Origin of the sequence: Arthrobacter sp. L77 (assembly GCF_000816565.1) — a bacterium.
GTDB classification, from domain to species: Bacteria; Actinomycetota; Actinomycetes; order Actinomycetales; family Micrococcaceae; genus Arthrobacter_D; species Arthrobacter_D antioxidans.
On record NZ_JWSU01000001.1, the window covers coordinates 105,288 to 119,173 of the forward strand.

Here is a 13,886-nt window from a genome sequence, read left to right on the forward strand (position 1 = left end):
CGACGCCGTTTCCATCGGAGGAACCATGACCATCGACCCAGACCTGCAGGGACGCAGCTACCCCGCAGGAGAGACCTACTCCGTGGGCCGTGAGGCGATCCGCGACTTCGCCCGGGCCGTCAAGGCGACGCACCCGGCGCACTACGACGTCGAGGCCGCGGCAGCGCTCGGGCACCGGGACCTCGTGGCCCCGCCCACTTTCGCGATCATCGTCGCCCAGCGTGCCGACGCGCAGCTCATCGCCGACCCGAGCGCGGGGATCGACTTCACCCGTGTGGTCCACGCCGACCAGCGCTTCATCCACCACCGTCCCATCCTCGCCGGCGACCAGCTGGTCGCCGAACTCCACGTGGACCAGGTGCGGGCCATGGGCGGTGGCGCGATGATCACCACGCGAGCGGAGATCTCGACCGTCGACGGCGAGCCGACGGCCACCACGACGTCCTCCCTCCTCGTCCGCGGGGAGGGCCAGTAGCCATGGCAGTATCCATCAGCACACTCGAGGTGGGCCGGCAGATCGGCTCCACCACCGTCGACATCACCCGCCAGGACCTCGTCCGGTACGCAGGAGCCTCGGGAGACCTCAACCCGATCCACTGGAACCAAGCCTTCGCCGAGGGCGTCGGACTCCCCGGCGTGATCGCCCACGGCATGTTCACCATGGGTGCCGTCGTCCAGCTGGTCACCGACTGGGCCGGCGATCCCGCCGCCGTCATCGACTACCAGACGCGCTTCACCAAGCCCGTCGTCGTCGAGGACACGACGGCGCGGCCCGGGGAACCCGGAGCCGTGGTGGAAGTGACGGGCATCGTCGGCGCGATCGACACCGAGCGGTCGACGGCGAGGATCGACCTCACCGTGACGTTCGCCGGGCAGAAGGTGCTCGTGAAGGCGCAGGCCGTGGTGAGACTGCCATGACCGTGCCCCTGACCGGCACGCTGCTGGCCGACCTCACGACGACACGTGTCGGAGGGCCCGCGCGCACCCTCGTGGAGGCCTCGACCGAACAGGAGATCGTGGAGGCCGTCCGGGCCGCCGACGCCGCGGGGGACCCGCTGCTCATCATCAGCGGCGGGTCGAACCTGCTGATCGGCGACGACGGCTTCCCCGGCACCGTCGTCCGCGTCACCTCGAGCGGTTTCACCGTCAACGACGACAACGCCACGTGCGGCGGCGTCATGGTGAAGGTGCAGGCCGGGCACGACTGGGACGACCTCGTGAAGTACACCGTCCTGCACGCGTTCACGGGCCTCGAGGCACTCTCGGGCATCCCCGGCTCCACGGGTGCGACGCCCGTCCAGAATGTCGGAGCCTACGGCTCGGATGTGTCCCACACCATCGCCACGGTGCGGACGTTCGACCGCGAGACGGACAGCATCAGGAGCTTCACCAATTTCGAGCTGCAGTTCGGTTACCGGGACTCCCTGCTCAAGCGCAGCACCGTCGACGGATCGCCGCGCTACGTGGTGCTGACGGTCGAGTTCCAGCTCGGCCTCGGACGCATGAGCACCCCTATCCGGTACGCGGAGCTGGCCCGTGCACTCGGCGTCGAGGTCGGCGCGCGTGCCTATGCCAACGACGTACGCCGTGAGGTGCTCAGGCTGCGCGCGGGGAAGGGCATGGTGCTGGACGCGCCGGACCCGGACACCTGGAGCACGGGATCGTTCTTCACCAACCCGATCGTCCCGCAGGACGCCGCGGAGCGGCTGCCGGCCGACGCCCCCCGGTATCCGTCCGGTGAGGACGGCCGCGTGAAGCTCAGTGCGGCCTGGCTCATCGATCACGCGGGGTTCTCCAAGGGGTTCGGCCTCGCGGACGACGACGGGTTCGCCGTGGCCGGCGGCCGCGCCTCGCTGTCGACGAAGCACACGCTCGCCCTGACCAACCGGGGCGGAGCCTCGGCGTCGGACCTGCTGTCCGTCGCCCGTCTCGTGCGGGACGGCGTGGAGCGCGCCTTCGGGATCCGGCTGGAGCCCGAGCCGTTGCTCATCAACTGCACCCTGTAGCTGGTTGCGGGCGGCGTAGAGGTCGGGTTGCTGCCCGTCGGCTGCGCCGTCTGCGTCCCGCAGCCCGGTAGTCGGTGGCGTCTGCCCGATGGCCGTCGGCACCGGCATGGTCAGGCTCGACGGCCCACCGGACCGGTCGATGGTCCGGCAGGCCGGCCGGCGGCTTATGGGGGCGGAGGTCGGCCCGGTACCCGGTTCGGTAATTCATCCGGCGGCCCGTGGGGCCGGATGCCCGACCGATGGTGCGGCAGGCCTGCCAGCGGCTTATGGGAGCGGAGGTCGGCCCGATGACCGGCCCGGCGACCCGTGGGGACGCCCGGGTGCGGTGCCCTGGCTGGCGGACTGTGGAGCCGGATGCCCGGCGACCCGTCCGGTAGCCGGGGTCGGCCCTCCGGCCTCGTCCGGCCGGCCAATCCACTAGTTCGGTAGGTTCGGCCGCCTGTTCACCGGGTTCCCCCAGCGCGCGGGGGAGCGGCGCGCCTGTTCGGCGGCAGCGCGGGTGAGAACGACGTCGTTCCAGCTGTCCTCGCGCTGAACGAGCTGCCGTGAGCAGACCCACTGGGCCAGGCGTGAGGCGACGCTGATCTGTGCGAGGCGATCGTGGAAGTCGGGAAGGAGCTGAGGTGCTGCGAGGAACTCCGGGAGGGCGTGCAGCACCTGCCGCGCACCCATGACCCGGACGTAGGGGTCCTCGGTGCCGAACTGGCGTTCGAGTGCCAGTAGTTCCTGCTCGGCGTCCGTCAGCCTGGTCACGGCGACGTTTTCGAGGTAGGCGCGGAGGTGGTCCTGGATCCGCTCGTACCGCAGCAGGCTCTCGGGATGCCGCGTATGGCCGCTGGCCGCGAAGAAGCGCCGGAGGACGATATCTGCGTTCACGGGATCCATGCGCCTATCCTTCCTGTGACCTCCGACCTTTTGGCCTGTCCATTTCGGCAGTGGTCGTTCCGGCGGTTCTCGTTTCTGCAACGGTGCCGATGCACAGTCGGCCCCGTGGTGCGCGGAATGTGGATAACTCGTCGTCACTTGTCCTCCACAATCACGACCCGCCCTCGAAAATAGTACGTACGTTCGATAAAATGAGGTATGGCTATAGCACCGCTCGAGAATCCCGGGGAATCGGACGTCTCCCTTGGGGTCGTGTACGCCGCGCTGGTGCAGGTGGCTGACTCGTTGACGGGCCAGGGCCGGATGCTGTCACGGAGCGAGGCGGTGCGGACGCTGGTCGATGTCGAGGACATCTCGCGGGTCGTCGATTTCCTCCAGGTGTTCGCCGCAGGTATGGCGGAGGAGAACGAGCTGGGTTCGGGCGAGCGACCTCACGCGGTCGGTTCGCTCCAGACACGAGCCGAACAGTCCCTCGACAGGCCGGGAACAGCCGGTGCAGCTGGGGTGGGGGCTCCTGGTGGGAGTGTGGCCGATGATGCAAGCGGGAGCCGATTCCGGACCTGCGCGGACTACTTGCGGTCCCGCTTGGGGATCAGCCGTGCCGAGGCGAAGCGCAGACTGGACCTGGCCCACAGCGTGTTGCCCGGTATCGCGCCCTCGGGCGCATTCGTCGAGCCGCAGTCGGCAGCCGTGAGCGCCGCGTTCGCCTCCGGCACGTTGAGCGGGCGGGCAGCGACGGTCATCTGTTCCGCAGTTGATCGCGTCCGCTGTCTTGCGGCCCCCGAGCAGCTGGCATCGATGGAGCATCATCTCACCCGGCAGGCTCTGGAGTCCGACGAGGATGTTCTCCGCGTCGTCGCGCGTCGCTGGGAGACCGTCCTGGACCAGGACGGTCGGGAACCTACCGAGAAGGTTCTGCGGAGTCGTCAGGGCGTGTTTCTCCGGGGCCGGCGCAACGGACTGCGCATTCTCGAGATCGGGGCCACCGACGAACAGTTCGAGCATCTGATCACGGCCATGAGCACCGCCACGAACCCCCGGACTCCCAACTCCGACCGCACCCCGGACGATCCTCAGTGCCTCGGCGGCACTGACGTGATGGCGGACGGCGCTGGTGGTGGTGGCGACGGTGGTGGTGGATCCGTGGCGGCGAACCGGATGGGAGGCCCTACGCGGGCGCAAAGCCTCCTCGACGGACTGGTGGGTGCGTGCCGTATCGCCCTGTCCACCTCCCTCCTGCCGGCGACCGGTGGCCACAGGCCCCAGGTCATGGTCACCATCGACTACCGCGACCTCCTCGGCGACGTCCGTGAGACCACCTGCAACCGCGAAACCAGCAGTCATGGCAGCAGACGGGGGGATACCTCGGGTCATGCCTTCCTCGTCGGCCCGAGGGATGGAAGCGGGACAGGGCGTGCCGTGTTCGCCGAGCAACTCAGTGCCCGCACCATCCGGCGGATCGCCTGCGACGCCGACCTGATCCCCCTCGTGCTCGGGGGCGACGGGCAGATCCTCGACATGGGTCGTGCGGGTAGGCTCTTCCCGCCGCACATGCGTCGCGCTTTGGTCGCCCGGGACCGGGGCTGCGCGTTCCCCGACTGCACTGTTCCGGCCACCTGGTGCGAGGCCCACCACATGACGCCCTGGTCCCGCGGGGGTACCACCAGCATCGACAACGGAGTCCTGCTGTGTGCGCACCACCACCACACCATCCATGACGGCCTCTGGACGGTCGCGTCGCACAACGGTATCCCCTGGTTCACGCCACCGCCACACTTCGGTCGACACGGAACCACCGCTCGACGCAACAGGTACTGGTATGCCCAGCCCGGGGTGGAGCACGGTGCCATCGACACGGTCCCGTCGGGAGACTAGTAGAGCAGAGGCCCGAGCGATCGGTGGAGTGTCATCGCCACCTGGCCGGCCGGACAATCACCGACAGCTCTTGCTGTCCGACATCGGCAGCTTGTCGTCGGTTCCCGGCTGGGGCGCCGTCAAGCCGTCGTCGGTTCCCGGCTGGGGCGCCGTCAAGCCGTCGTCGAATCCCCGTCAGCTCCCGGCCGGCTCCCGGCAGCTCGCCGTCGGACCGGCGTCCAGCTCGCCGTCGGATCTTCGCGAGGGAACCCGTTGATCACCGACGCACGGGAAGTCGCGTCAGAGGTTGCCGGTGGCGATCATCAGCATCCGGCGGAGTGGCTCGGCCGCTCCCCACAGCAGCTGGTCGCCCACCGTGAAGGCGCTGATGTACTCCGGGCCCATCTCGAGCTTCCGGATCCGTCCGACGGGGACCTCCAGCGAGCCGGTCGCCGCGACCGGCGTCAGACCGGCGACCGTGTCGGCCTTCGTGTTCGGGATGACGCGCACCCACTCGTTGTCCGCTGCGATGATCGACTCGATCTCGCTGACCGGCAGGTCCTGCGTCAGCTTCAGGGTCAGCGCCTGCGAGTGCGAGCGCATGGCACCCACCCGGACGCAGAGGCCGTCGAACGGGATGCGCGTCGCGGTGCCGAGGATCTTGTTGGTCTCCGCCCCGGCCTTCCATTCCTCCCGGGACACACCGTTGCCGAGGTCGCTGTCGATCCAGGGGATGACGGACCCGGCCAACGGCACACCGAACTGGCTCGCTTCGAGGCTCGGGTGCCGCTGCTTGGCGAGGATCGCACGGTCGATGTCCAGGATCGCGGAGGCGGGGTCGTCGAGATTGACGGCCACGCTGCCGTGGAGCGCCCCGAACTGGTTGAGCAGCTCCCGCATGTGGCGGGCACCGCCGCCCGAAGCCGCCTGGTAGGTCATCGACGTGCCCCACTCCACGAGACCGTTGCGGAAGAGCCCGCCCAGCCCCATGAGCATGCAGGAGACCGTGCAGTTGCCGCCGATGAAATCGCGGACGCCGCGCGCGAGTCCGGCGTCGATGGCGTCGCGGTTGATCGGGTCGAGCACGATGATGCTGTCCTGCTCCATGCGCAGCGTGGAGGCGGCATCCAGCCACAGGCCCTGCCATCCGGCGTCGCGCAGCTTGGGGTAGACCTCGGCCGTGTAGTCACCGCCCTGGGCGGTGACGATGATCGGCAGCTTGGCGAGCGTCTCGACGTCGTACGCGTCCTGCAGCACACCGGTGCCCTCCGCGAACTGCGGCGCGGCACCCCCGGCGGCCGAGGTCGAGAAGAACACGGGGTTGATCCTGGCGAAGTCGCCCTCGTCCTGGAGACGCTGCATGAGGACGGAGCCCACCATGCCACGCCAGCCCACGAAACCGACGGAGGGCAGGGCAGAGCTCTCGGGTGCTGAAGTCATGCCCTCCAGTTTAGGCGTTGCGGCCTCACCGCCGCCGCTTTGTGACCGACGCCGCTCCTGCCGAGAGGACGTCCCTCGGCGACGTCCTCACCCCGATCTGCCGCGCGACTCCCCCGGCCGGGAGGCTCGTGGGAGGAGCCTCCGTCGGACGACGACACCTGCCGGGATGATCAGCAGCCAGAGGTACATCGCCACCGCGGGCATCAGGAACGCCACCGGGATGCTCACGGCGAACACGAGCGGTACGGGGAGCAGCGCCCGCACCACGTAGCGATAGAGATCGCGGTCCACGGCACGGGCGAGGAGGCCTTCGCGCCACGCGTGGGCCCAGACGAGGTTCAGCATGGAGTAGAGGCCCGCGACCACGATGGCATAGGCCACCACGGGCCAGGGCGACGACGTCCCGCCGTACTCGCTGAGCACGGCGGTGGGCAGGGGGAGCAGCGCGACGAAGAAGAGCAGCACCAGGTTGAGGACCTGCAGCCGAAGGTCGTAGCGGACGATGACGCTGAACTTCCGGTGGTGGTTCAGCCAGGCGCTGCCGATGACGGCGAAACTGAGGGCGAAGGCGAAGAAGTGCGGCAGCTGCTGCACCAGGGCCGCTCCGACGCGGTCCGGGGGCAGGCCGTCGGGAATGTCGAGATCGAGGACGAGGAGCGTCATGGCGATGGCGAACACGGCATCGCTGAAGAAGACGGTCCTGTCGGTCGACCCACCCCTGGTGAGCACCGACCGGTAGCGGGACCTCAGGTCCTTCTGATGTGCTGGATCGGCATCGTCAGCGTGCGGCACCGTTCGAGCCTAGCGTCTCGCCCCTGCCCGGGATAGGCAGGGGAGGACGCCCGACTGCCCTGTGCTCAGGCGGCGTCCGACGGCGCTGCTGCCTCGTGTGCACCCTTCGTCCAGAGGCTGATGCGGTAGCGGGTACCTTTCACGGACTCCAGCCAGCCTGCCTCGGGGGACAGGGCCGTCAACGCCCAGTCCGTCCCCAGCAGGGGAGCCAGCGTGTCGCCCTCCGCCGCTGATTCGACCACGGTGACGAGGGCCGCGTTGGCGCGTTCCATCGCGTCGGCGTACACGCGCCCACCGCCGATGACCCAGATCTGCTCGGCACCGGGACTGGCCTGGGCGGCCTCGAAGGCGGCCTCGAGCGAATCGACGACGACGGCGCCGGGCAGGTCCACGCCGGATCCTGAGACGACGATGTTCGTGCGGTCCGGCAGCGGACGGAAGGTCGAGGGGAAGGATTCCCATGTCCGCCGGCCCATGATCACGGGGTGGCCCGTCGTCGTGGCCTTGAAATGCGCCAGGTCCTCCGGCACGTGCCAGGGGATGCCGCCGTCCTTGCCGATCACGCCGTCCTCGGTCTGCGCCCAGATCATGCCGATCACGGGACGGGACCCGACGGCGTCGGGCACGCTCAGGGTGTGGGGGGAGGGGACCGTGCTCATACGGCCACCGGCGCCTTGATGGTGGGGTGGTGCTGGTAGTCGATCACGTCGAAGTCCTCCAGGGCGTAGTCGAAGATGCTGTCCGGCTTCCGGTTCAGTGCGATGCGCGGGTACGGGTAGGGCTCCCTGGACAGCTGCTCGGCGACCTGCTCCACGTGGTTGTCGTAGACATGGACGTCACCGCCGGTCCAGATGAACTCGCCGGGCTCGAGGCCGGTCTGCTGGGCGACCATCAGGGTCAGCAGGGCGTAGGAGGCGATGTTGAACGGGACCCCGAGGAACGTGTCAGCGGACCGCTGGTACAGCTGGCAGGAGAGCCGGCCGGGACCGCCGTCCACGCCGGGGCTCACGTAGAACTGGAAGAACACGTGGCAGGGCGGCAGCGCCATGTTGTGCAGCTCGGAGACGTTCCAGGCCGAGACCAGGTGGCGGCGGGAGTCCGGGTTCGTCTTCAGCGCCTCGACCACCTGGGCGATCTGGTCGACATGGCCGCCGTCGGGCGTGGGCCATGACCGCCACTGGACGCCGTAGACGGGGCCGAGCTCGCCGGCCTCGTCCGCCCACTCGTTCCAGATGGACACGCCGCGCTCCTGCAGCCAGCGCACGTTGGAATCGCCGCGGAGGAACCAGAGCAGCTCCAGCGCCACGGACTTGAAGTGCACACGCTTGGTGGTGACGAGCGGGAAGGACTCGCTGAGATCGAAGCGCAGCTGCCGGCCGAACACGCTCCGGGTACCGGTACCCGTCCTGTCGCTCTTGGCCGCGCCGTTCGCCATGACGTCGCGCAGCAGGTCCTCGTAGGGGGTGGGGATGGGAGTGCTCACCCGGCCAGTCTAGGACGAACGGGACGTCCCGGTCGGCCGCGTCGTGCGCGGGTAGACTACCCCCGGGCCGTACAGGTGACGGCGTCGCCGCTCACCTGCTGTTCACTTCGTACCGGAAGAATCCAGCCGTGACCATACCTTCGCCCGAGACCCACACCGCCCCTGCCGCCGCGCGGTTCATGGCGTCCGGGCGGGCACCATCACCCCGCACCCTCCTCGACATCCTGCGGGCCACGGCCGCGGAACACCCCAGCGCGTCGGCGCTCGACGACGGCACCGAGGACCTCAGCTACACGGAGCTGGTGACGGCCGCCGACCGGTTCGCCGCCACCCTGCGCGCCGCCGGTGTGGGACGCGGCGACACCGTCGGGGTACGCCTCCCCTCGGGCACCAACGAGCTGTACATCGCGATCCTCGGAGTGCTCTCGGCAGGTGCCGCCTACGTGCCGGTCGATGCCGACGATCCCGACGAGCGCGCCCGCGTCGTGTTCGCGGAAGCGCGTGTCGCCGTCGTCGTCGGGCACGGCCTGTCGGTGGTCCCCGGCCCGGGCGGACACGGGGGGATCTCCGGAGACCCCACACCGGACGACGACGCCTGGATCATCTTCACCTCCGGTTCCACGGGCACGCCGAAGGGCGTCGCCGTCTCGCACCGGTCGGCAGCCGCGTTCGTCGATGCGGAGGCACGCCTGTTCCTGCAGCACGAGCCCCTCGGGCCCGCCGACCGCGTCCTGGCCGGCCTCTCCGTCGCGTTCGACGCCTCCTGCGAGGAGATGTGGCTGGCCTGGAGGCACGGTGCATGCCTCGTGCCGGCACCCCGCGCCCTCGTGCGCACGGGCGTGGACCTCGGTCCCTGGCTGATCGCCCGCGGGATCACCGCCGTGTCCACCGTGCCCACGCTGGCCGCGCTGTGGCCCGCCGACTCCCTCGAGAACGTCCGCCTCCTCATCTTCGGCGGGGAGGCATGCCCTCCGGACCTCGCGCAGCGCCTCGTCGTCCACGACCGCGAGGTCTGGAACACCTACGGCCCCACCGAGGCGACCGTCGTCGCCTGCGCCGCACGACTCGGCGGCGAGGGCCCGGTGCGTATCGGCCTGCCCCTGGACGGCTGGGACCTCGCCGTCGTCGACGAGTCCGGCCTGCCCGTGCCGGAGGGCGGCACCGGCGAGCTCATCATCGGGGGAGTGGGGCTGGCCCGCTACCTGGACCCGGCCAAGGACGCCGAGAAGTACGCACCGATGCCCTCGCTCGGATGGCGGCGCGCCTACCGCTCGGGCGATCTCGTGCAGCTGCAGGCGGCCGGACTGGTCTTCGTGGGCAGGGCCGACGACCAGGTGAAGCTCGGCGGCCGCCGCATCGAACTCGGTGAGGTGGATGCGGCTCTCCAGGCGCTGCCCGGGATCGCCGGCGCCGCCGCCGCCGTCAGGACGACGCCGTCGGGCAACCAGCTCCTCGTCGGCTACCTCGTCCCGGCCGACGGCGAGCCCGATCTCACGGCCCTGCGCGCGCTGCTCGCCGAGGAGCTGCCCGCCGCGCTCGTCCCGCTGCTGACCGTCACCGACGCCCTGCCCACGAAGACCAGCGGCAAGGTGGACCGGAACGCCCTGCCCTGGCCGCTTGCCGGCGTCGGCGACCCGGGCGAGCCCGGCAGCCTGGAGGACCTCGACCCGCGTGTCCGGTGGATCGCGGACCAGTGGGCCGCCGTCCTCGGCACCGTCCCGGCCGACGAGGACGCCGATTTCTTCCTGCACGGCGGCGGGTCCCTCGCGGCCGCCCGGCTCGTGTCGCTGATCCGCACCCGCTACCCGGTCATCACCGTCGCCGACATCTACGCCCATCCGCGGCTCGGCGCACTCGCGTCCTTCGCCGCGGAGACGGGCGACGGCGGAGAGCAGCCGCCCACCCCCGAACGTGCCGTCCGGCGCACCGCACGCAAGTCACAGGTCTTCCAGACCATCATGGGCATCCCGCTGCAGTTCCTCGCGGGCATGCGCTGGCTCACCTACGCGATGATCGCGAGCAACGTCCTCGCCGGGCTCGGAGTCCTGACATCCGCGGCGACCCTGTCCTGGTGGTGGGTGGCGCTGTCCTGGCTCGTGTTCGTCAGCCCGTTCGGGCGCATGGGCCTGTCCGTCCTCGCTGCCCGCCTCCTGCTGGGCGGCGTGGAGCCCGGCGTCTATCCGCGGTCCGGCAGGGTGCACCTGAGGCTCTGGCTCGCCGAGCAGATCTCGGACAGCGTCGGGGCGGTCGGCCTCGCGGGCGCACCCTGGGTGCAGTTCTACGCGCGGGCACTGGGCGCGCGGATCGGGCCCGACGTCGACCTCCATTCCGTCCCGCCCGTCACGGGCCTGCTCACCCTCGGAGCCGGCGCGTCCGTGGAACCGGAGGTGGACCTCTCGGGCTGGTGGATCGACGGCGACCGCATCCATATCGGCGGGATCACCGTGGGCGCCGGCGCCGTGGTCGGGGCCCGCAGCACGCTGATGCCGGGGACACGGATCGGCGCCGGCGCCGAGGTGGCCCCGGGCTCGGCGGTCCAGGGAGCCGTCCGGTCGGGGCAGCTCTTCGCGGGTTCGCCCGCCACCCGGGCGGGCAGGGCGAAGCAGGACTGGCCCGACGCCCCGCCGGCCCACTCGCGCCTGCGCACCCGACTGACCTTCGCGGCGTTCGCCGCGGCCTCGGGTGCGCTCGCGCTCATCCCGTACGCCGCCGCCGTCGTCGCCGCGCTGCCCGTCGTGGCCGCGCTGCGCGGAGCCTCGTCCCTGTCCTCCGCGTGGCCGTCCCTCGTGGGGCCGGTGGCGCTCGCCGCCGTCCTCTGGCTCGTCACCACCGCAGCCCTGGTGCTCGCCACGGTCCGGATCCTGGGCATCGGCCTGCGGGAGGGCCATTACCCCGCGCGCAGCCGCATCGGCTGGCAGATCTGGGCCACGGAGCGCACCCTCGACATGGCGCGGGACCTGCTCTTCCCGCTCTACGCGAGCCTGTTCACGCCCGTGTGGCTGCGGCTCCTCGGGGCGCGGGTGGGCCGGAACGTCGAGGCGTCCACTGTGCTCCTCATCCCGAAGATGACCACGATCGGCGAGGGCGCCTTCCTCGCGGACGACACCATGGTGGCCTCCTACGAGCTCGGCGGCGGGTACCTGCGCATCGCGCCCGCGAAGATCGGCCGGCGCGCCTTCCTCGGCAACTCGGGCATGACCTCGGCGGGCCGGCGCGTACCCAAGAACTCGCTCGTCGCGGTGCTGTCGGCCACGCCGGCGAAGGCCAAGGCCGGCAGCTCCTGGCTGGGCAGTCCACCCTCCCGGCTGCGCCGGCTCGCCGTGACGGGGGACCAGAGCCGCACGTTCCAGCCCCCCGGGCGCCTGAAGGCGGCGCGCGCCTTCTGGGAACTGTGCCGCGTGGTGCCGGTCATCCTCACCGTCACGATCGCCGCCGCGGCCCTCGTCGCCTTCGATGCGCTCGCCCTGTGGGGCGGCTACCTCGTGGCGGCCCTGCTGAGCGGCGTCGTGTTCACGGTGCTGGGGGCCGTCGCCGCCGCGAGCGCCGTCGTCGCGAAGTGGCTGCTGGTCGGGCGGATCACGGCGGGCGAGCACCCGCTGTGGAGCTCCTTCATCTGGCGCAACGAGGTGGTGGACACGTTCATCGAGAGCGTCAGCGCTCCGTGGTTCGCCCGTGCCGCCAGTGGGACGCCGTCGCTGGTCTGGTGGCTGCGGGCCCTGGGGTCGAAGATCGGGCACGGTGTCTGGTGCGAGAGCTACTGGCTGCCCGAAGCGGACCTGGTGACCTTGGGTACCGGGTCCACTGTCAACCGCGGATGCGTCGTGCAGACCCATCTCTTCCATGACAGGATCATGAGCATGGACACCGTCGAGCTCGCCGCAGGCGCAACCCTCGGTCCGCACAGCGTGATCCTGCCCGCCGCCCGGATCGACCAGGGTGGCACCGTGGGTCCGGCGTCCCTGGTGATGCGCGGCGAGACCGTCCCCGCAGGGACCTACTGGATGGGGAACCCGGTCAGCTCCTGGTCGGGTCCGGGAGACGGTGCGTGAGCACCAGTTCCGAGAGCTTTGCGCCCGACCCGTACACCCCGAGCAACGGCAGCACCTCCTATCGTGTCGACCACTACGACCTCGCCCTGGACTACCGGCTCTCGAGTAACCGCCTGTCCGGTCGTGCCGTCCTCACCGTGACCGCGCACCGGGGGCTGCACCACGTCGAACTCGACCTCGAGGGGCTCCGCACCACGAGGGTCACCTCCGACACCGCCCGCATCCGGTCCTTCAAGGACCGCGCCGGCAAGCTCGTCATCGGGTTCCGCGACCCGGTGCCGGCCGGTACCGGGTTCACGCTCGACATCCGGTACGAGGGCAACCCGCGCCCCATCACCGGCATCTGGGGCGAGATCGGGTGGGAGGAACTGACCGACGGCGTCCTCGTGGCCGGGCAGCCCACCGGGGCACCGTCGTGGTTCCCCTGCAACGACCACCCCTCGCAGAAGGCGGCCTACCGGATCGCGGTGACCACCGATGCCGGCTACCGGGCCGTCTGCAACGGCGTCCTCGTCTCCCGCGTCGACCGCGCCAGCAGGACCACCTGGACCTACGAGCAGGCCGAGCCGATGGCCACCTACCTCGCGACGGTGCAGATCGGGCGTTACGCCCTCGTGGCACTGAACGATCCTGCGGGGCCCGCCGTCGGTCTTCCCGCCCCGGGTACGCCGCGAGTGCCGGGCGCCCCCGTCCCGCTGTACGCCGCCGTGCCGCCGTCCCTCGCCCCCGCCGCCAAGGCGTCACTGGTGCGCCAGCATCAGATGATGTCCGTGTTCGAGCAGTGCTTCGGGCCATACCCCTACCCGCAGTACCTCGTGGTGGTCGCCGACGACGACCTCGAGATTCCCCTGGAGGCGCAGACGCTCTCCATCATCGGGCGCAACCACCTCGACCAGGGCTGGGAGGCGCAGCGGCTGATCGCCCATGAGCTCGCCCACCAGTGGTTCGGCAACTCGGTCACAGCGGCGCGCTGGCAGGACATCTGGCTGCACGAGGGCTTCGCCTGCTACGCCGAGTGGATCTGGTCCGAGGCCAGCGGGTCGACGACGGCGGACTCCCACGCGCGGTCCACCCACCAGCGCCTCAGCAAGGCACCCCAGGACCTCGTCCTCGCCGACCCCGGCGCCGTCGACATGTTCGACGACCGCGTCTACAAGCGCGGCGCCCTCACGCTGCATGCGCTCCGGAAGGCCGCCGGAGACGACGCCTTCTTCGCCCTGCTGCGCTCCTGGTCCAGCGAGCACCGCTTCGGGACGGCCACCACTGCGGACTTCATCGCGTTCGCGGTGCACACGCTCCCCGGTGCCGGCGTCGGGGACCTCCTGGTGCCGTGGCTGCTCTCGAAGGCGCTGCCCGCGCTGTGACGCGCGCCGTCCC

General features: G+C 70.6%; 11 protein-coding genes. 6 read left to right on the forward strand and 5 right to left on the reverse strand.

Features of this window, described 5'->3' with window-relative positions; genetic code table 11:
- Positions 1-25 precede the first annotated feature (25 nt).
- Genes RY94_RS00535 through RY94_RS00545 form a run of 3 tightly spaced genes read left to right on the forward strand, consistent with a single transcriptional unit; the run spans position 26 to position 2,006 of the window.
- On the forward strand, positions 26-475 hold the full coding sequence (locus tag RY94_RS00535; RefSeq protein WP_043440511.1) for a MaoC family dehydratase N-terminal domain-containing protein: 450 nt from the start codon (positions 26-28) through the stop codon (positions 473-475).
- A gap of 2 nt (positions 476-477) precedes the next feature.
- On the forward strand, positions 478-918 hold the full coding sequence (locus RY94_RS00540) for a MaoC family dehydratase (RefSeq protein WP_043440514.1): 441 nt from the start codon (positions 478-480) through the stop codon (positions 916-918).
- Complete coding sequence (locus tag RY94_RS00545; protein ID WP_442853428.1) at positions 915-2,006, forward strand: UDP-N-acetylmuramate dehydrogenase; 1,092 nt, start codon at positions 915-917, stop codon at positions 2,004-2,006. The genes RY94_RS00540 and RY94_RS00545 overlap by 4 nt, the downstream gene beginning before the upstream one ends.
- A 417-nt stretch (positions 2,007-2,423) precedes the next feature.
- On the opposite strand, the gene RY94_RS00550 is transcribed toward RY94_RS00545, so the two are convergent.
- Entirely contained in the window at positions 2,424-2,891 is a 468-nt protein-coding gene (locus RY94_RS00550) for a hypothetical protein (protein WP_043440517.1), read from the reverse strand.
- A gap of 198 nt (positions 2,892-3,089) precedes the next feature.
- Between RY94_RS00550 and RY94_RS00555 the strand changes: the two genes are divergently transcribed.
- Complete coding sequence (locus tag RY94_RS00555) at positions 3,090-4,766, forward strand: HNH endonuclease signature motif containing protein (RefSeq protein ID WP_052273771.1); 1,677 nt, start codon at positions 3,090-3,092, stop codon at positions 4,764-4,766.
- A 279-nt stretch (positions 4,767-5,045) separates the two neighbouring features.
- On the opposite strand, the gene asd is transcribed toward RY94_RS00555, so the two are convergent.
- From asd to RY94_RS00575, 4 genes are all read right to left on the reverse strand, one after another.
- Positions 5,046-6,185 (reverse strand): aspartate-semialdehyde dehydrogenase, encoded by a 1,140-nt coding sequence (gene asd, locus RY94_RS00560; RefSeq protein ID WP_043440519.1) that lies wholly within the window; start codon positions 6,183-6,185, stop codon positions 5,046-5,048.
- 87 nt (positions 6,186-6,272) lie between these two features.
- The gene (locus RY94_RS00565; protein ID WP_231554356.1) at positions 6,273-6,977 is read right to left on the reverse strand and encodes a TMEM175 family protein; all 705 of its coding nucleotides are present in this window, start codon (positions 6,975-6,977) and stop codon (positions 6,273-6,275) included.
- Positions 6,978-7,042: 65 nt separating this feature from the next.
- The gene (locus tag RY94_RS00570; RefSeq protein ID WP_052273772.1) at positions 7,043-7,636 is read right to left on the reverse strand and encodes a dihydrofolate reductase; all 594 of its coding nucleotides are present in this window, start codon (positions 7,634-7,636) and stop codon (positions 7,043-7,045) included.
- Entirely contained in the window at positions 7,633-8,412 is a 780-nt protein-coding gene (locus RY94_RS00575) for a thymidylate synthase (RefSeq protein WP_052273852.1), read from the reverse strand. The genes RY94_RS00570 and RY94_RS00575 overlap by 4 nt, the downstream gene beginning before the upstream one ends.
- 227 nt (positions 8,413-8,639) lie before the next feature.
- On the opposite strand from RY94_RS00575, the gene RY94_RS00580 reads away from it, so the two are divergent.
- Together RY94_RS00580 and RY94_RS00585 are read left to right on the forward strand one after the other, a co-directional pair.
- A complete protein-coding gene (locus RY94_RS00580; protein ID WP_043441225.1) occupies positions 8,640-12,509 on the forward strand; it encodes a Pls/PosA family non-ribosomal peptide synthetase in 3,870 nt (1,289 codons plus the stop codon).
- Positions 12,506-13,873, forward strand: coding sequence for a M1 family metallopeptidase (locus tag RY94_RS00585; RefSeq protein ID WP_043440524.1), 1,368 nt, complete (start codon positions 12,506-12,508; stop codon positions 13,871-13,873). The genes RY94_RS00580 and RY94_RS00585 overlap by 4 nt, the downstream gene beginning before the upstream one ends.
- Positions 13,874-13,886: the final 13 nt, after the last annotated feature.